The sequence below is a fragment of the Nitrospira sp. Ecomares 2.1 genome (genome assembly GCF_965152585.1).
The window spans coordinates 2,155,398-2,175,616 of sequence record NZ_OZ224219.1 but is presented as its reverse complement, the minus strand read 5'-3'; the positions used below and the strand labels follow the sequence as shown (position 1 = coordinate 2,175,616).

Genomic DNA, 20,219 nt, shown 5'->3' with positions numbered 1-20,219 from the left:
CTTATTCATTTATCATGGCGGTCGCTACAAATAATTCAACTCTTGGTCATCCGACTATCCTATGCCGTTCTGATCAAATAGTCAGATCGTTAGGAGAACACTTCGCGCCCTGCTTCAGTTGCCGGTTAGGCCTTCTTAAATGGAGCCGGTCTAGCCGATACCTTCACCAGGGAATCTTTCTTCTTACAGAACTCCTCGACTTTGTTCGCAATCCCATGAATAGCGTCAGCCGTGGGAAGATCTGAATGAAACAGAGCATAGGGTTCACCACGATCACATTGAAGAACCATTTCAGGATCCAGTGGCACACGACCGAGGAAGGGGACACCCATGTCCGCGGCTGAGGCTTCGCCACCCCCTTTTCGAAATAACTCAATGGATTGATGGCAGTGGGGACAATCTAAGCCACTCATATTTTCCACGATGCCGATGATAGGAATCTCGCTGTCTCTGGCGAAAGTGACCGATTTTCGAGAGTCTAAGAGAGCCACTTCTTGCGGAGTGGACACAATCACGCAGCCTGTGACGTCACCAATGAGGTCAATAGTCGTCACCGATTCATTCCCGGTCCCGGGCGGAAGATCGATGAGCAGAAAATTGAGGTCCTGCCATTCGACTCCACCCAACAGTTGATTAATGAATTCAAACTTATACGCATCCCGCCAAATGATGGGATCATCGGAGTTTTGCAAAAGAAAGGACATCGAGGCAATTTTCAAATTGTAGGCTTGATGGGGAATAATCCCGCCGCCTGTACTGATTTTGAGCTTTTGACCTTCGGCTCCTACCATTTTTGGAATATTGGGACCATGAATATCCATGTCGCAAATCCCTACTTCATACCCTTTAAGTGCCAGACTAATGGCCAGGTTCGTCGTCATCGTACTTTTCCCGACCCCGCCTTTATTACTCATCACCAAAATTTTGTAATCGATACGCTCCATCCGTTTTCCAACCAACCAGCGACTATGACCTTCACGGTCCTTTTGGCAAGTCTCGGTTTCATCACAGATTGCACAGGCCCACATATAGGTACAGACATCCCCACTCGAACTTGAGGATGGTTGAATCATATTCAGCTCAGTTGCCATGAATCCCTCCACATACATTCAATACGATAATTTTTTGGATAATATAAATACGGCCTTGCGCCAATCTCATTGGGTGGCCACGTTTCCCATTTTCCCCACCATATGCTCTAAAAGCGGTAACACCATATCTAAATTCTCTTGCATACCTTTTACGCTACCCGGCAAATTTAAAATCAGGGTTGTCCCCCTAATTCCAGCCGTTCCGCGTGAGAGCATGGCAGTCCGAACTTTTTTAAGACTTTCAGCCCTCATGGCTTCTCCGATTCCAGGGATCTCTTTTTCAATCACGTCTCTAGTTGCCTCTGGAGCCCAATCTGTTGGTCGCACCCCCGTTCCCCCAAGAGTCAAAATGATGTGAGGAGCCGTTGTCTCACAAAGTGTGACTAATCGACGAGAAATGGCCTGACGATCGTCGGCTAGGACATCATAGGATAAAAGGGTCAATTGGTGGTTCGTCAAGATCCGTTCCAATGGTTTCCGATTTTCATCGTGGCTTTGGCCTGACTGTATCTTGCTACTGATCAAAATGGCAGCTACCCGTATCATCAGAAGTCCCCACCGGCGTAAATATTATCGAGGACCAGAATCCGGGACATCGACATATTCCTCGTCCCCTCCAGATCCGGCTCCCACAGGTTGGGGGGCTAATGGGGGACGCCGAACGGCCGGTGGGCCCGTGGCTGGAGCGGGTGCCGCAGCATCCTCACCTTCCGGGCCTTTTTTCTTGCCAAAAACTTGGGCACTGATAATCCCCACTTCATAAAAGAAATACATCGGGATGGCCATAATGCATTGGTTAAATGGATCAGGGGTGGGTGTCAGAATTGCCGCAAAGAGAAAGGAGCCCAGAAATGCCCATTTCCGGTATTTTCGTAATAGAGGAGCATCCACCCACCCTAATTTAGCCATCAAGGTCAGAGCGAGCGGAACTTCAAAAATCAGGCCAAAAACCAACATAAACCAGAGAATAAAACCCACATAATTGGCAATAGATATTTGTGCAATAAATCCCGAAGCCAGCCCATAGGAAATCAAAAAGTGCAACGCGAAGGGCAACACCACAAAAAAGCAAAAGGTCAATCCCAGATAAAAGGCCACCGTGCTAATGGCAGTGAAAGGCCCGACAAATCGACGTTCCTGGGCATGCAAGCCAGGAAGAACAAATTGCCAGACTTCCCATAGCCAGTGCGGCGTCGACAAAACCAATGCACATAATCCGGCCACCTTCACATTTTGCCATAAGGCCTCAGCCGGGGAGAGAAAAACAAAAGGAATTTTTGGCAAATCCGATGGCATCCATTCCCAGGAATCTAAAATGAAATAATTTTGCAGGGGAATCCGTAGCCAGGACACTAGCGTATCCGCATAAAAAAATGTCCCAACAAAGACACAGGCCATGACAATGACTGCCCGTGTGAGCCGCCATTGAAACTCGTGCAAATGCTCCATGACGGGCATTTTTTTGTCTTCCAGTGGCTTGAAGACTTTCTCTTCAAACCAGGAACCCATTTTGCTTTGTTTGGCCATGTTTGTTGTGTATCCCAAAATTCCGAGGGGGGCTCACGCCGCCCCCCTCCGAATTTACATCCCTTATTGAGGATTCACTGCGATAAACAGATTATTGCCTCGCCGGTTGACCAGTAGAACGGCCAACTCATCCTTGGCAATTTTTGACGCAATCTGCTTGAAGTCGTCAATCGTTTTCACACTTCCGCGACTCACTTCTTGAATGACGTCACCGGGTTGAATCCCAGCTGCCTCCACGGCGCTGCCTGATTCAACTTTCGCAACAACCACACCTTTAATGTGTTCCGGAATATTGAATTCACTCCGGTGTTCCCCACTAATCGGTGCGACCGTCATTCCCGACAACACATTATCGAGTTTTTCCATGGCCGGAGCTTTTTCTTCTTCTACCGGACCAGTCTTTGCCAATGCTTGATCGGAGGGCCGCTCGCCCAACTCCAGGGTCAGGATCGTCTCCTTGCCCTCTCGTAACACTTTAATTTCTTTTTTCTTTCCCACCTTCGTTCGAGCCACAATATTACGAAGATGATTCACATCCTTGACGGCTTCTCCTCCGTATTCAAGAATGACATCGCCCCGCTGGAGTCCGGCCTTTGCCGAAGGGCCATCTTCATGCACTTCGCTGATTAACACCCCGCCCTGTCGACCTTCAGGTAATTGGAAAGATTGCGCTAAGGCGGGTGTTAATTCCTGAATGGCCACTCCCATCCATCCTCTTACCACCTTCCCTGTTTCAATCAGACTTGCGGCAATATCCTTGGCAATACTAACTGCGATGGCAAATCCGACTCCTTCGGACCCGCCCGTCCTGGAGAAAATGGCCGTATTGATCCCGATGAGCTCCCCTTTCATATTTACCAGGGCCCCACCGGAATTTCCGGGATTAATGGCGGCATCTGTCTGAATGAAATCTTCATATTCCGTAATACCGACACTACCTCGCCCCAGGGCACTGATAATTCCCAAAGACACCGTATTGCGTAATCCAAATGGACTCCCAAGGGCCAGGACCACATCTCCAACACGAAGGGATTCATATTCTCCCCAGGCCACTGAAGGAAGAGGGCCATTTTCAAGTTTGACTTTAATGACCGCTAAATCAGTCTTTGGATCGGTTCCCACAACTGTTGCTGACATCTCTCGTCCATCATGAAAGGACACTTTGATATCGCTTGCATCCTCCACAACGTGGTTATTCGTCAAAATATATCCGCGAGAATCAATAATCACTCCAGACCCCGCACTCATTCCTGGAGGGCCGCCGGGACCGCCACCCGGAGGGCCGCCGCCTGGAGGGCCACCGGGACCACCACCGGGAGGGCCGCCGCCTGGAGGGCCACCAAACGGCCCGGGAGGTAAGCCTCTGGATGGTCCACCTCCACCACCAGTCACTGCCACATTGACAACTGCGGGACCGACCTTTTCAACAATTTCTGAAAAACCTTCAATAAACGCTCCGGGTATAGCCGCTTGCGTCTGGGCGGGAACCAACCACCCATTTCCAAAAAATCCACCTACCATCCCCAGTCCTAAAAATAAAGAAAGAACCCCCCATGGAGGGGCAATTCGAAACGGCCGGGCAGCGCCAGCAAACCACCGTGACATGTGCATCATCCCGATCTCCTGTTCAAAAAATTTAATAGAAACGGAGTGAATAGGAAAATTTCTATCTCACAACCCTTCGCATTCTCAAGAAATTCCCCAAGACAGTTCGCCTCACTTCGTATAACCGTTTGATTCTACAATAATTGTTTTCCCACGTTCAAAGTCAAATCCCCAGTTTTTTCTGGCACTCGTACACCTCTCTGACTGACAGAGTCTCATCCATCTTGTCAAGGCTTTTGCTTTAATGAAGAATATAAGCGCCCTTCGAAGACCTAAACACCTTCAGAACTGGCTATATGGATTGATGAAAATGCAAAAATTCGTCATTCTCATGAGCGTAACACCGGCGAAAATACCGCACGAGAATTAAAAAGAACGAAGTAGTTGAAGTGGAGGCTCGATCGAATGATAAGTGGTTACATGAGGCAGGAGGAATTACCCGGTAATATCCAAGAGGGAGCCCAATATTTTGTCCTGAATTCTGGTACTGGCGATATTAGCTTCTATGAGATTCACCCCTTGCAGATTGGAAATAATTTCTTTCCCTAGATCGACATTAGATCCTTCCCGAAGACTGATCGAATCTACACTTGAGAGAAATTGTGGGCCAGGGCGTTCATCTGTTTGCCAAGTAACCCTCGCCCCATTACCGGCTGACGATTCTACAGGAAGAGCACGGATTCGTTTAAAACTTTCTGTTTGTGCATTGGCAGTATTATGGGCGCCAACGCTGAGTATTCTTCCTCCAGTTTGAATTCCAGATAGTGCAGAGGCCATACCGGCAATCATCATTGTTCTCCTTCTGTTTCGACAGGCATCCCACAGTCCTTCCTCCCGACACCTTCACATTATCGACCGAAATCCAGAAACCTTTCCTGACAAGACGGAAGATGTTTCATCAAACTGAAGGAGAAATAGCTATCCATACCGGGGAAATTCGTCTTACTGAAATATTCATAGAAATTGCTGAAGAGTGCCAGCATTTTTTGCTATGTTCCTATTGTGTCCATGATCTAGGCAATTTCATGGAGGAACAACCGTATGCGGGGACTGGTTTTTCATCAGAGGCTTCAATTTCAACCAGACCTTCCCCTTCCACCGCGACCACATGGGGAAGCCAGAATCAGGGTCATCCAAGCGGGAATTTGCTCCACTGATCTACAGCTGATGAAAGGGTATATGGGTTTTGAAGGTGTCTTGGGGCATGAATTTGTCGGGATAGTCGATGAGGCTCCGGATACCGCGTTGATTGGGAAACGAGTTGTGGGAGAGATCAATGCCGCTTGTCGGGCTTGTGAAACCTGCACCAATGGACATCCCACTCATTGTCCTCATCGCACCACCTTAGGAATCCAAGGTCGAGATGGCGCCTTTGCCGATTTCCTGACCCTGCCTGTTGAAAACCTTTTTGTTGTGCCTGATTCTATTTCCGATGACCAGGCCGTCTTTATTGAACCCCTGGCCGCAGCCTGTGAAATTCCCCAATTAGTCTCAATTAAACCAACAGACCGGGTGGTTGTCATCGGAGATGGGAAGTTAGGGATCCTGTGCGCACAAGTTCTTGTGTTATCAGGATGCGCAGTCACCCTGTTGGGTCGCCATTCAGACCATGACGCGTGGCTCACCCACATGGGAATCAGAATAACCTCCCACCTCACTGATATTTCTCGAGGCGCAGATATGATTGTGGAGGCCACTGGAAGCCCCGAAGGGCTTTCCACAGCCATGCAATTGATTCGGCCAAGGGGAACACTTGTCCTCAAATCCACGTATCACGGAAATGTGTCTGTGAATATGGCGGATTTTGTTATTCAGGAAATATCCTTAATTGGATCTCGTTGCGGTCCTTTCCCTCCGGCCATCCGCTTACTGGAAACAAGTCACATCCGGGTCGACCCGCTCATCCATGCCCGTTATCCACTTTTTGATGGCGTTCTGGCCATGGAAAAAGCGGACCAGAGTGGCATACGAAAAGTCATGCTGCAAATGACCTGAAGCAGGGTTGGTTGGAAAATTTTTTATGTATTCATGCTGGTTGATTGCTTCATCCTTTGGTATGATGGTCCTTATATTCGCCGAGCTGGCGTAGCTCAATCGGTAGAGCAGCGGTTTTGTAAACCGCAGGTCGGAGGTTCAATTCCTCTCGCCAGCTCCACACAACATACGTTTCCCAAGATTCGGCAGAGGTGCAAAAGTACCGGTATCAAAGAAGCACCCGCACTCCTATCCTGGTAAAGACTCCATTAGTCCCTTCAGCCCTTTTCCAACGCGCTAAGCCCGACACAAGGGTTCAAAATATTCTGATGTGTCAGAAACTGACACTTACCTCCTGATCCTCGAAAGTCAGGATAAACAACCTCATTCCTCTAATAATCTAGGAATTTAACCTTTTATCAAAATTTGCGGGACCGCCCTTGTGTAATGCTTATTAAATTTTTACATTAAGAAACAAAGCTTTCGTTCAGGGGGCTATCTGTTAAAATACGGTGAAATGAGGATCGTCTTTTTAAAAAATTATAAAATACGGCTTCAGGCTTTAACGGAGAAACTGGTCATTTCCTGACAGCATTGACCGAAAAGTCGCAGAAGAATAAGAACCGTCCCTATAGCGACTTAAATCTGTTCGCATGTGCATGCTCAGATTGCGCACACCATGAACGACGAAAACCAATCAACCCTACCTGCGGAAAAATCTTCCACCCCCCAGGCTGATCACACAAAGCCTGACCGTCCCGGACGACAAACGTATCCAGTCGGAACATCTTCGCCTAAGGGCCGAGCGCCAAGCCTGAACCCACACGAATCCTCACATGCAGAAACCGTGTCCATGCTGAAGAAACAATACCAGCTTGCCAAGCGTCAGAAACAATGGCTGAAGATAGCAGGGTTCATAGGGGTGTTCGTTATGCTATTGGGTGGGTTAGGCACATGGTTAGCGGAGGAGAATAAGGATTTTAAAATGGCCATACTGAGAGTCGTCTCTCCGGTGGTGAGCATCCATCTGGACCCTGAAATGGTTGCAATTCCTGCCGGAACATTTCAACAGGGTGATAGCCGGGGGGAGGATACATTAAGCGAGCACCCGCTACGAAAGGTCCATATCAAAAAATTTGCTTTGGGGCGATTCGAGGTCACATTCGAAGAATATGACCGGTTCGCCATGGCGACGGATCGGGCGTTTCCTGGAGATGAGGGGTGGGGACGTGAAAAGCGCCCGGTCATTAATGTCTCGTGGGAAGATGCTCGCGATTATGCCAAATGGTTATCGGAGGGGACCGGCCTTCGCTATCGACTTCCAACAGAATCTGAGTGGGAATACGCTGCCAAAAATAGAGCAGAAGACGAAATTTGGGCGGGAACCTCAGAACAAGAACAACTTGGTACTTATGCCTGGTTCAACACAAACAGTACTGGAAGAACGCAGCCGGTTGGAACCCGACAAGCCAACGGTCTCGGGCTTCAGGACATGAGTGGAAATGTATGGGAGTGGGTCCAGGACTGCTGGCATGACGACTATCACCGTGCGCCAACAAATGGTTTGGCCTGGTTAGAGGCGAATAACGGACGCTGTGGAACACGAGTGAGGCGAGGCGGTGGCTGGACTAACGATCCCATATCCTTGCGTTCTTCGTTTCGAAATGGATACAACGCCGACTCGCGAAGTATCCAGATCGGGTTTCGCCTTGCACAAGATATCGATTAGCACTTCGATTCTCCCATATTCCTATTTTCTTCCAAATCCCTTCCTGTCCTAAAGCATCCTTATAAAAGGCAGCAGCCAAAGGGGTGACGATTCAATACCTTAGAACGTTCCTCCAAGTCCCAATGTCCAGACCGCATCCGGCCGGAGGCCTTCATTTTTATTGAGGGGAAGCTGGACTGCTGCCTGAAGCAACGTATTGGGATAAGGGGCCCATTTTAACCCGGGAGCCAAGTCCACAATGTCCTTTCCACTTTTATCCTTATCATCCAATTCATGACGGCCCAGAAGATCAAGGGAGAAAGCAAAAACCGGAATGGGAGCTAGATCAAACCCTGCCACATAGGTAAAAAGATTCAGTTCGGATTTGTTGTTGACCAGCACAAAACCCGTGTTCACATGAGGCCCAATCATTCCGATCGGGGATGAATAATATTTAGAAGCCACAGCCAACCCTTCAAATTTGTATTCTCCGACTCCCATGAAGTTATCTTCATTTCCCGTTGGAAAAGAAACGCCCCCACGTACCCCCAAATCGGGTAAGATTTCATGATTTTTCAGAAAATTATATTTGGTTCGAAGAAGGACGTCCCCGATCCCGGTTTTATTCCCCGAAGAACTGTCTTTTGAAGGGTCTCCCGTGCCGGGTGCCGTTCCATTGATCACATAAATACCACTACAATTTCCACCTTGAGTACAAGGAACGCCGTTGGCATCAAGCATGGTCGCCTTCGACTTTGCTTTGATCTGGTTATTGATGAGAGGAACCAAAATGTTGACATCCCAATTATCCGTCAGCCCATATGTGCCAAAAAATCCCACAAAATTGGTAATCACTTTGACGTCCAGGTTAACTTGTAACAGCTCATCCAACCCTGGGGCATTCGGCGGAGTTCCAGGCCCGGCGGTAGGAGAAACATCTTCACTGAGAGAAGACAGTTTCTGTCCATTAAATTTTTTGTAATTGGCGTTTGACCAAACGACCTGGAAATCAAATCTTCCTTTACCCAAGGTGTCAGCCCGTTCCGCAAAAAGTGGTCCAAGGCTTTTGGTGACCTCGACAGGCACTCCACGCTCAACATCAAACCGATACGCCGCCACCGTTGAGTTCACCGCAAATTGCCCTGTTTGTGCACCGATGCCATTGGTCAGTTCATTAAATGAATTAAACACCGAATTACCGAAATCATTGGACCGGTTGCCTGCAAAATTTGGATCCGTTTGAAACCCATCCCCCCCATAAAGATCAGGGATTACATCCTTCAATTCTTTACCATGAGTGACGGATTGACTGATGACGAGCATTGCCAACAAAAAGAAACAGGCCAACGGCCGAATTCGTCTAAACAAAGGGTGCTGCATGAGCCAATAGGTCATTATTGCTCCTCATAAATTAGAATAAACCAAAAGAGGCTTCCCTAACGATCCTGAACAAAGGATTTGGCACAATTGCCCACGCACAGTTATCGACTTTAACAATGGGTTTGGGGGATGGTACGCTCAACACCACAGGTCCAAAAGGAGGGTTTAAATTCACTCCCTCATTCAGCTTATGTGGCTATCAGATGGATTCATATCCAAAAAATGCGATGTTGCCGAAGTAGAGAAAACCAGGCGATCGTATAAACTCTTTCCCATGAAGTCAATGCATATTTCCCTGGGCCACCGGCTCCACCTTCCCCCCATTAGACATAGTGGCCTCTATTTAGGGCCAAGACCGTCAGATTGCATGAAGAAACGGAACGTCCCTTGAATTTTGAACCAGACACGAAGTCAACACTCGCATCTCTGACGCAAGACCCAGTAAACTGGTCTCAAGATCTGACAACGCCACAAGACCACTATAAATCCTGCTACACATTTTTCCAATTCTTGACCCTATGGTGATCTGCCGCAACGAGATCGGGAGCCCTTGAGAAAACCTAAGGCAAAAAGAGAGTTGGCCATTGTCCGTTTTATTCTGAGAATTTTCTTGAACAAAATACACATACGTCACAGGAGCCGGTGCCCCGTGTTGGATTCCGTTTTATATAGTTCCATTCCGAGGAGAGGATTCCTTGCCCATCCCCGCTTCTTTCTCCTCTCTTTCTTGGTATTTGCCTTGATCACATTGTTCATCCCGGTACAGGCGCAGGCAGATCCACGAAGCAATGCGGTAAACGGAAAAACTCCTGCCCAATATGTAGCCGAGACTCAGGGAAGCGCCTGGGCTGTCATTATAGGAATTGATAAATATCTGAATCTCGCCGGTCTGGCCTATGCGGTCGATGATGCGAAATCCGTGGCCCGTATGCTCGAGGGGCAGGGATTTAAGGTCACATCACTATACAACACTCAAGCCACCAGAACGGCAATTCTTCGCGAGTTGCGCCAGAACCTTCTTACCCGGGTACAAAAAAATGATCGGGTCCTTATCTTTTTTGCGGGTCATATTGGAGAAACTCCAGGCAAGGACAAGCAACAACCGGTGGGCTATATGATGCCTGTCGATACCGAACCGGGCCTTCTTCAAGACACGGCAATCAGCGTGGAGATTCTTCGTGAACTGTCTGAGGCCCTTCCGGCAAAACAGGTCTTATTTCTCATTGATATTTGTTATGGAGGCATTGCCGGCCGGAATCAGCGTTCGTTTCCCCCAATGACCGGCCATTATCTGGAGATGATTACCAGTGAACCTGCCCGCCAATTGATAACCGCAGGCGGAACCGGGCAACAAGCCTTAGCCGGACCGAAGTGGAAACATAGTGTGTTCACCTATTATCTTCTGGAAGGCATCGGGAAAGGCCGTGGGGATCTGAACGGCGATGGCATCATTCCCACATCCGAACTCTTCACCTTTCTCGATGAGCATGTGCAATCGGCAGCTCTCACCCATAAACATGCGCAAAGACCGGAAATGTGGGGGTTAAGTCCGGATAAGGGAGAATTTGTGTTTATTCCCGAAAAAAAATCCTCCGGGCCTCAAATTGCGAATAGCCCAAATCGCCAAGGAGGTTCAAGCAATCCTGTTCCAGGGACGATCGAGACAATTGTCGGACTCTTAAAGAGTTTTGGAAATCCCCTAGATGTCTTCAATAACAAGGTACCATCCGGAAAGAGTGAGCAAGCTCAAAAACAAAAATCCTTGGCAGAAGAGGCGGCCACGTTAGAGGCAGAACGGGAAAAATTTGAACTACAGGCTCTCCAAACGTTGAAGGAACAGCGACAGCGAGAGAAAGATCTTCAAGCGCAACTGGCCGAAGCCCAGCGCCTGGCGGCCGAGGAAGAGCGGCGGAGGGTGGCTGCCGAACAGGCCCGCCAGGAACAAGCGGCCCTGTTGGCTCAACAACAAGCTGAATTAAAGGCCGAACAAGCCAGGGTGGCCGAAGAAGAGGAACAGAGAAGAAAAAAATTGGCGGAACAGGAACGAACGCGTCTGGCCCAACTGGCCGAAGCCCAACGACTGGCGGCCGAGGAAGAGCGGCGGAGGGTGGCTGCCGAACAGGCACGCCAGGAAAAGGAGACCCTCCTTGCTCAACAAGAAGCCGCGTTAGAAGCCCAACAGGCCAGGGCGGCCGCGGAGGAAGAACAACGCCAACTGGCCTTAGCGCAACTTGCCGAAGCTAAACGAGTGGCTGCCGAGGAGGAACGGCGACGGGTGGACGCGGAAAAGGCCCGTCATGAACAAGCCATCCTCTTAGCTCAACGACAGGCCGAATTAGAAGCCCAACAAGCCAAGCTGGCGGCTGAGGAGGAACGACGCAAACAACTCTTGGCACAACAGGAACGAGAACTTCAAACTCAACTGGCCATAGCCCAGCGAATGGTAGCAGAAGAGGAACGACGGCGAGCGGAAGCCGAACAAGCCAGACTGGCCGAGGAGGAAGAGAGACGAAAACAAGCCTTGGCGCAACAAGAACTCACACGTCAAGCTCAACTGGCTGAAGCCCGACGAATGGCCGAGGAACAGGCCAGAATTGAGGCCGAGGAACAGCGGCGCAAAGAAGCGTTGGCCCAACGAGAACTCACGCGTCAAATGCAACTGGCTGAAGCCCGACGAATGGCCGAAGAACAGCGACGCCAGGAGGCCTTGGCCAAACAGGAACAAATACGCCAGGCTCAACTGGCCGAGGCCCAACGAATGGCGGCCGAAGAACAGGAACGCAAGGAAGCTTTGGCCAGGCAGGAACAAACCCGCCAGGCTCAACTGGCCGAGGCCCAACGAATGGCGGCCGAAGAACAGGAACGCAAGGAAGCTTTGGCCAGGCAGGAACAAACCCGCCAGGCTCAACTGGCCGAAGCCCAACGAATGGCGGCCGAAGAACAGGAACGCAAGGTGGCTTTGGCCAGGCAGGAACAAACCCGCCAGGCCCAACTGGCCGAAGCCCAACGAATAGCGGCCGAACAAGCTCGTCTGAAGGAAGAGGCCGCATTGAAAGCCGAACAAGCACGACTCGCCGCCGAGGAGCAAGAACGCAGGCAAGCCGCAGAAGCGCGTCGCTTGGCAGCTCTGGAAGAAGAGCGGGAACGAGTCGCTCGACTGAAGGAAGAGGCCGCCTTGAATGCCAGAAAGGCCCGACTCGCCGCCGAGGAAGAACAACGACAGGAAGCCGCGGAAGCGCGTCGCCTGGCAGCTCTTGAAGAAGAGCGACGACGAGTCGCTGCGGAAAAGGAGCGTAAGGAACTAGAGGCGAAAATTGCGCAACCACAAATTGTTCCAAATGGTGAAAACAATCCGTCAGCGACCCCTGAAAGATCGCCATCAACTGGGACCGTTCCCGCTTTCACTTCTCCCCCCACTCCTCCTGTGGTTGATTCACCCCCGAACGAGAGTTCCGGGTTTTTCGGATTTTTTGAGAATATGTTCAAGAAGTCTCCTGACTCACAGCCAGTGACCAGCGATCAACCGATCGAATCTCAACCTGAGGCTGTCCTTGAAGCACGGCTACATCCACAGGATTTACCGGATACCGTTCAGTCCGCCCTGTCAGGCAAGAAGGCCGACCCCATGATCTTGATTCCCGCAGGAGAATTTAGGATGGGAAGTACCGAGGACCAAATTTCTGGCTTTCTGAAAGATTTTGCTGGAGTCCAGTTCAATGCCTTTCAAGCAGAAATTCCTCAACGTCAGGTGAGCCTCAATGCCTATTATATTGATCAATATGAGGTCAGCTATCGCCGCTACCGTGAATTTCTTGAATCCACAGGTCGGGACGCCCCCGCATTCTGGGAGAATGAACGATTCCACCAACCAGACCATCCGGTACTCGGAGTGACCTGGTATGATGCGACGGCCTATTGCACCTGGTCGGGTAAACGCCTCCCAACCGAGGCAGAATGGGAACTGGCTGCCAGAGGACCTCAAGGCTATGCCTACCCTTGGGGAAATACGTGGGATCCTCAACGAACCAACACAGCGGATTATTGGGCAGGTAAACCATTTGTATCCATTGCAAAATGGGCTGATTGGATGCAAACGGCTTTGGATCGAGGAAAAGCCGGCCCGTTAGAAGTTGGAACCTTCTCGAATGGAGTCAGCCCATTTGGTGTTCATGATATGGCTGGAAATGTATCAGAGTGGGTCTTCGACTGGTATTCACCCTATGACAGTCAACCAAGCCTCGCCCACAATCCCAGCGGACCGGACTCCGGGTCCATGAAAGTGCATCGTGGAGGATCCTGGAGTGTGAGTTCGATTTTTGCCCGGTCAACCTATCGGGCGCGAGAAAATCCTGAAAAGAAAAGTCCTTACATTGGCATGCGGTGCGCCAAGTCCTATCAGTAACTTCTTCAATCCATTCTCAGATCCTACTCAATAGTCCATTTTCGAATAGCCCTTTGCCTGGTTTCTCGATAAGGCCCTACATTGCGGGAATTTATGAGCTACTGAATCTCCCAATCTGTGGAGGTCGATCCCGGGAAACCCACGGCGGAAATAGTCAGGCCGTTCATCAGCCACACAGCTACCATCCCATTCGTCCTATTTCGCCAAATAACATCCGCCTTGCCATCCCCGTTTACATCCCGCGCCTCTGCTAGTTGCCAAACGGCTGGGACCCCGCCAGGAAAACCGGAGGCGGCAATAGCGGTCCCATTCATCAACCAGATGGCCGTACTCCCATCAGTCGTGTTGCGCCAAACCAGATCCGCCTTGCCATCGCCGTTCACATCGCCCACGGCCATGATCTCAAACGCTGTCGACGCACTTCCGGGAAAGCCCACGCCTGTCACCGATAACCCGTTCATTAGCCACATGGCCACACCTCCACTGGTGCTATTCCGCCAAATGACATCGGCCCGGTTATCCCCATTCACATCCCCAACCCCGGCAATGTGCCATGTCTCCGGCACCCCACCAGGGAAACCGGAGGCGGCAATAGCCGTCCCATTCATCAACCAGATGGCCGTACTCCCATCAGTCGTGTTACGCCAAACCAGGTCCGCCTTGCCATCCCCGTTCACATCGCCCACGCCCATGATCCGAAACGCCAGCGAGGCACTACCAGGAAATCCTGTGGAGAGAATGGTTAACCCATCCATCAGCCACACGGCCACACCTCCGCTCGAACCATTTCGCCAAATGACATCTGCCTTGCCATCGCCATTCACATCGCCCACACCAGCGATCTGCCAGGCTGCCGGCACCCCGCCTGGAAAGCCTGAGGCGGCGATCGTCGTTCCATTCATCAACCAGATGGCCGTGTTGCCATCGGAAGTATTGCGCCAAACCAAATCCGCTTTGCCATTGGCATCAAGATCTCCCAGGGCCGGAGCAGTCCTGATTGGCACCAACGTCAAGGCCGTCGTGACAAAAAAGTCCTGGCCCGAAAGCGGAATTGCGGTTCTGGCTTTGGTGGTCTGTTCAATCGCTTCAAACAGAATGTTTTTGGAAAATCCAGAGGTCACCTTATGCTGCCCGGAAAGATGATACAGCAGATCCGACGTAGGCCCTATCCCAATCGTTTCACTTTCTCGAAAATTCGGTTGTCCCGCCACTGCTCCGGCCGAAACATCTAGAAATTCGGTTGCCGTGCCCGTCGTTTTATTCACCGTATAAATCCGCGCGGGTAACACAGGCGACCCCCCGGGCACCGGTCGGTTATCCGTGATGGCATAGAGCGTCCCGGCCGCATCAAAGGCCAGATCCATAAAGTTTCCAAACAGTTTGGCCTTTTGCGTGGCCAGGCCCGTGGACGGATTAATCGTCACCAACCGGCGGAAACTATTCACTTCGGATGTCACCACGAGCAAGCCCCATAGTTGCCCAGTCCCAGGCTCCGTGGCCAGTCCCCGCCCACCCGTTAGAGATTCTCCCGTCGATAACGACAGAGGAATCTTGCCCAACTGGACGCCGGTGTCGGGATTAAGCCGATACAGATTCGGCGGGGTCCCTGCCTGTTTCGCAAGCGTCAGCTCTTCCACCGAATACAGGGTAGACCCGACAAAGGCCAAACCGTGCGTGCGGTGCGTCAGATCTCCAATTTTGGTCACCACCCCATTGGTGCGAAGGCGGTAGAGGCTATTTACGAGCGGCCCGGTCTTGGAATCATTTTGTACGCCAAGAAGAAATACCGGCGGTCCGGAAGAAATGACCAGGGCAACGGAACTGCCTGGGGTCACTTTTATTCCTGCCACGGGTATTTGACTGATGACGGTGCCGCTAGGCACGGTCTCGCTATTTGCCGCAGTCACGGTCCCCACAGTTAAGCCTGCGCCGATCAGGGTCGTTTGAGCACTGCTCTGTGTCAAGCCTACGACATCGGGCACGGCGGTCCCCAACGACACGACTAGCGCTACAGCACTACCTGGCACCACATTCGTGCCCGCCCCTGGGTTTTGACTAATGACTTTACCCACCGCCACTGCGGCACTATTGGCCATCGTCACCGTCCCCACAGTTAAGCCCACGGTGGTAATGGCCTTCTGGGCCTCAGCTTGCGTATGACCAACAACATTGGGAACCTTTGCCCCAACGGACACAACCAGGGCCACAGCAGTGCCCGCCGCCACCTTAGTTCCGGCTCCAGGTTTCTGACTCATAACCTTGCCCGGGACCACTGTGACACTAATGGCCGTCGTGACTGCTCCCACGGTAAAACCGGCCGTAATAATCACCGATTGCGCGTCCGCCTGCGTCAACCCCACCACATTCGGTACTCTGGCGCCCAGAGACACCACCAGGTCCACCGGACTGCCAAATGCCCCTTTGGTTCCGGCCGTGGGAGTTTGACTGATGACTCGGCCCTCCGCCACAACGGTACTATTGACCGTCGTCACCCTCCCTATGATTAAGCCTGCTTTGGTCAGATCCTTTTGGGCGTCAGCTTGTTTCCGGCCAACGACGTCAGGAACCTCCACCCCAGAAACCACCAGATCAATCCGACTGCGTCGAACCACATTAATGCCTGCTGCCGGATCCTGACTGATAATGGTACCCGGCAGGACAGTCACACTCTTCGCCGAAGTGACAGTTCCTACCCTCAGATTGGCTTTGGTAATGGCCTCCTCAGCCTTAGCTTGTGTGCTCCCCACTACATTGGGGACTTCTACAGCCCTTGCGGTCATAGGCATGGCACAGGTGAGAAACAGCAGACATACCAGCACTCCCAGTTGCAAAACGAACGAATTGAGTCTTCGACAGGTGGCGCGGTGAGCCAGGTTCAAGTCGCCATGAGGCTGGATTTGCATTGTGTCCACGTTGTGTGTTCCATACGACAACAATTGGCTGAACATTATGGCATCACCGGAGTTTAAATTCATACTCTCGGCTGCACTTGCCTTTCCATGAATACCCCCGCAATACCTTCCTGTCCATTGGAAGAACTGGAGATGATGGCGGATTCCGTACGTATGAATGGGCCGGTTGGGGGTCGGGTCCAACCAATGTCTACTGAATTTCCCAGTCGGATGGTGCGGAGCCCGGGAACCCCACGTTCGAAATTGAAACTCCATTCATCAGCCAGATAGCCACGGTCCCACTCGAGCCATTGCGCCAGATGACATCAGCCATGCCATCCCCATTCACATCGCCGACTTGAGAAATTTGCCACGCTACCGGTACACCACCTGGAAAACCAGGGGCAGCAATTTTCGTTCCGTTCATCAACCAGATCGCCGTACTGCCGTCATTTGTGTTACGCCAGACCAGATCGGCTTTCCCATCACCATTGACATCGCCCACGCCCGCAACCTCAAACGCCGGGGAGGCGCTTCCGGGAAAACCTACCCCCGCAATACCTAACCCGTTCATCAGCCATACGGCCACTGTACCGCTCGCCCCATTGCGCCAGATGACATCCGCCTTACTATCCCCATTCACATCGCCCACCCCTGCAATTTGCCAGCCTACCGGCACCCCGCCAGGAAATCCAGGGGCCGCAATTTTCGTTCCGTTCATCAACCAGATCGCCGTACTGCCGTCATTTGTGTTACGCCAGACCAGGTCGGCTTTCCCATCACCATTGACATCGCCCACACCGGATATCTCAAACGCTGTCGACGCACTTCCGGGAAAACCCACGGACGTCACCGACACCCCGTTCATCAACCACACGGCCACCGTGCCACTCTTACCATTGCGCCAGATAACATCACCCTTGCCATCGCCGTTCACATCACCCACACCTGCGATCTGCCAGACCGCAGGGACTCCGCCTGGAAAGCCGGTCGCTGCGATCGTCGTTCCATTCATCAACCAGATGGCCGTGGTGCCATCTTTGCTGTTTTGCCAGATCAGATCAGTCGTGCCGGACGCATCCAGATCGGCCAAAGCCGGAGGACCGGTACTCGAATTCGAATTCGTGGATGGCACCAAGGTCAAGGCCGTCGTCACAAAAAAGTCCGGACCCGTGAGCGGAATTGCCGTTCTGGCCTTCGTGGTTCGATGGATCTGCTCAAACAAAATATTCTTGGTAAATCCAGAGGTCACCTTATGCTGCCCGGAGAGATGATAGAGTAGATCTGGCGACGACCCTACCCCTATGGTCTCACTCTCTCGAAAATTCGGTTGGCCGGCCACCGCGCCGGCCGAGACATTCAGGAATTCCGTTGGAGCGCCGGTCGTCTTATTCAGCGTATAAATCCTGGCCGGCGCCACGGCTCCCCCGGACACCGGTCGGTTATCCGTAATCGCATAAAGTGTCCCAGCGGCATCAAAGGCCAGGTCCATGAAGTTTCCGGAGAGTTTCGCTTTTTGTGTGGCCAGCCCGGTCGTCGGATTAATAGTCACCAACCGCCGAAAACTATTCACTTCAGACGTGACCACGAGCAAGGCCCATAATTGATTGCTCCCAGGCATCGTGGCCAGCCCGCGCCCACCCTCTAAGGACTCACCTGTAGACAGCGATAAGGGAATGGTAGCTAAGGTGGCCCCAGTGCTGGGATTGAGCCGATACAGATTCGGCGGAGTCCCTGCCTGTTTCGCAAGCGTCAGCTCCTCTACGGAATACAAGTTGGCCCCGACATAGGCCAAGCCATGCGTGCGGTGCTTCAGATCCCCCATTTTGGTGACTACCCCATCGGTACGAAGGCGGTAGAGACTATTCACCAGAGGCCCGGTCTTGGGATCATTTTGCACACCCATGAGGAGAACCGGCGGGCCCGAGGAAATGACTAATTCGACGGAACTACCTGGATCCACATTCTCCCCACCTTTGGGAGTTTGACTGGTTACGTTTCCGATAGGAACCTTCTCGCTAAAGACTGATGTTACATTCCCCACCGTCAAGCCTACGTTGGTAATGGCCGTTTGCGCCGCAGTCTGTGATTTATTTACAACAGTGGGTACCGCTGTCCCCAGCGACACCACCAGATCGACCGCACTTCCTGGAGCCACATTTGACCCTGCTGGCGGATCTTGACTGATTACATTCCCTACGGCCACAGTTTGACTGTTGGCCGAGGTCACCTTACCAACTTTCAGCCCGGCTGAACTCAAAGCTGTTTGCGCACTACCCTTTGAAATCTCGACGACATTGGGCACCTTGGCCCCAAGGGACACCACCAAATCCACAGCACTGCCTGCCTTCACCTTAGCCTCTGCCGCCGGATTCTGACTAATGACCCTGCCGGCCGCAACGCTAGAGCTATTGGCCTTCGTGACCCTGCCTACCGTCAGGCTTACCGTGGTAATCGCCGATTCCGCTGCGGCTTGTGTTAAGCCCACCACCTTTGGCACCACTACCCCCAGGGATACCACCAAGGACACAGCGGTACCTGGAGCGACATTCGACTCGGCCACCGGGGATTGACTGATGACGGTCCCAGCGGGCACCGTCTCACTGGTAGCCGTCGTCACCGCTCCCAGCGTCAAACCTGCCTTGGTGAGGGCGGTATCTGCAGCGGCCTGAGTCAACCCCACCACATTGGGCACCTTGGCCCCAAGGGACACGACAAGAGTCACCGCACTACCCGGCGGGACATTGCTCCCCGCTGCCGGGGATTGACTGATGACCGCACCAGCCGGCACCGTCGTACTGGTAGCCGTCGTTACCGGTCCCACGGTCAGGTTGGCCGTGGTAATTGCCGTTTCTGCGGCCGTTTGCAACATGCCAACCAGATCCGGCACGGCTGTGCCCAGGGACACCACCAGGGTTACGGCATTACCCGGCAACACATTGGTCCCCGCCGCGGGGGTTTGACTGATAACGTCACCGATGGGCACCGTGCCACTATTGACTGTCGACTCTGCTCCCACCGTGAGACCTGCCGCCGCAATGGCGGTTTGGGCCACAGTCTGCGCCAATCCCACCACATTCGGCACAGTCACTCCGGATATCACGAGGTCCACAGGACTGCCAGGTACCACATTGATTCCTGCCGCTGGATCTTGACTGATGACCGTGCCGATGGGCACCGCGGGGCTATTGACCGGCGTTACGACTCCCACTAACAGATTGTTGCTGGTAATAGCCGCCTCTGCTGTGGCTTGTGGGCTTCCGACAACATTAGGGACCTCTTCGGCTCCTGCCGTCGCCGGTAAGGCACAGGTGAGGAAAAGCAGACTCACGAGAACCACCAGGCGCAAAAGGATCGACGTGAAACCTTTTTCCAATTTCTGGCAGGTCAAATTAAAATTCAAACCATTCTGGTGCAGAACTTTCATCACGTTCATGTCGTTAACTCCATTCAGCAAGAATCGAGCCCATTACAGGGCGACCAAGGCTCGCCTGTTTAGGCTGCCGCATGCACCTGCCCCATGGGTTCTTATTGCTTATTTCGTTGAATTTAAAGAAGGGGGTCTCGTTGTCTCTGCAATGGGGGAGGGTTCGGTTGTGTGGTAAATCAGGTGACTAAAGGGTGACTCATCAGGAGCAAGG

Annotated in this window: 11 protein-coding genes and 1 tRNA gene; 4 read left to right on the top strand and 8 right to left on the bottom strand. The window is 52.0% G+C overall.

The window, feature by feature from the left end:
* Positions 1-125: 125 nt before the first annotated feature.
* From ACWHYD_RS09435 to ACWHYD_RS09415, 5 genes are all read right to left on the bottom strand, one after another.
* Positions 126-1,091 carry an Mrp/NBP35 family ATP-binding protein gene (locus ACWHYD_RS09435; protein ID WP_447965642.1) on the bottom strand — a complete coding sequence of 322 codons (966 nt, stop codon included), beginning with the start codon at positions 1,089-1,091 and terminating at the stop codon, positions 126-128.
* Between the two features lie 66 nt (positions 1,092-1,157).
* Positions 1,158-1,637, bottom strand: a complete 480-nt coding sequence (locus ACWHYD_RS09430) for a MogA/MoaB family molybdenum cofactor biosynthesis protein (RefSeq protein WP_447965641.1) — start codon at positions 1,635-1,637, stop codon at positions 1,158-1,160.
* A 24-nt stretch (positions 1,638-1,661) separates the two neighbouring features.
* Positions 1,662-2,618, bottom strand: a complete 957-nt coding sequence (gene tatC / locus ACWHYD_RS09425) for a twin-arginine translocase subunit TatC (RefSeq protein WP_447965640.1) — start codon at positions 2,616-2,618, stop codon at positions 1,662-1,664.
* Between the two features lie 63 nt (positions 2,619-2,681).
* Positions 2,682-4,232: a Do family serine endopeptidase gene (locus ACWHYD_RS09420; protein ID WP_447965639.1), complete on the bottom strand. Its 1,551-nt coding sequence runs from the start codon at positions 4,230-4,232 to the stop codon at positions 2,682-2,684.
* Positions 4,233-4,658: 426 nt separating this feature from the next.
* The gene (locus ACWHYD_RS09415; protein WP_447965638.1) at positions 4,659-5,015 is read right to left on the bottom strand and encodes a hypothetical protein; all 357 of its coding nucleotides are present in this window, start codon (positions 5,013-5,015) and stop codon (positions 4,659-4,661) included.
* 249 nt (positions 5,016-5,264) lie between these two features.
* On the opposite strand from ACWHYD_RS09415, the gene ACWHYD_RS09410 reads away from it, so the two are divergent.
* The 3 genes from ACWHYD_RS09410 (at position 5,265) to ACWHYD_RS09400 (ending at position 7,926) form a co-directional block, all read left to right on the top strand.
* A complete protein-coding gene (locus tag ACWHYD_RS09410) occupies positions 5,265-6,218 on the top strand; it encodes an MDR/zinc-dependent alcohol dehydrogenase-like family protein (RefSeq protein ID WP_447965637.1) in 954 nt (317 codons plus the stop codon).
* An 84-nt stretch (positions 6,219-6,302) separates the two neighbouring features.
* Positions 6,303-6,378, top strand: a tRNA-Thr gene (locus ACWHYD_RS09405).
* Between the two features lie 498 nt (positions 6,379-6,876).
* Positions 6,877-7,926: a formylglycine-generating enzyme family protein gene (locus ACWHYD_RS09400; protein ID WP_447965636.1), complete on the top strand. Its 1,050-nt coding sequence runs from the start codon at positions 6,877-6,879 to the stop codon at positions 7,924-7,926.
* Positions 7,927-8,025: 99 nt separating this feature from the next.
* On the opposite strand, the gene ACWHYD_RS09395 is transcribed toward ACWHYD_RS09400, so the two are convergent.
* Entirely contained in the window at positions 8,026-9,300 is a 1,275-nt protein-coding gene (locus ACWHYD_RS09395; protein ID WP_447965635.1) for a transporter, read from the bottom strand.
* Between the two features lie 634 nt (positions 9,301-9,934).
* On the opposite strand from ACWHYD_RS09395, the gene ACWHYD_RS09390 reads away from it, so the two are divergent.
* Positions 9,935-13,687, top strand: coding sequence for an SUMF1/EgtB/PvdO family nonheme iron enzyme (locus ACWHYD_RS09390; RefSeq protein ID WP_447965634.1), 3,753 nt, complete (start codon positions 9,935-9,937; stop codon positions 13,685-13,687).
* Positions 13,688-13,785: 98 nt separating this feature from the next.
* On the opposite strand, the gene ACWHYD_RS09385 is transcribed toward ACWHYD_RS09390, so the two are convergent.
* Positions 13,786-16,590 (bottom strand): PASTA domain-containing protein, encoded by a 2,805-nt coding sequence (locus tag ACWHYD_RS09385; protein ID WP_447965850.1) that lies wholly within the window; start codon positions 16,588-16,590, stop codon positions 13,786-13,788.
* A gap of 199 nt (positions 16,591-16,789) precedes the next feature.
* Entirely contained in the window at positions 16,790-20,014 is a 3,225-nt protein-coding gene (locus ACWHYD_RS09380; protein ID WP_447965633.1) for a PASTA domain-containing protein, read from the bottom strand.
* Positions 20,015-20,219 lie beyond the last annotated feature (205 nt).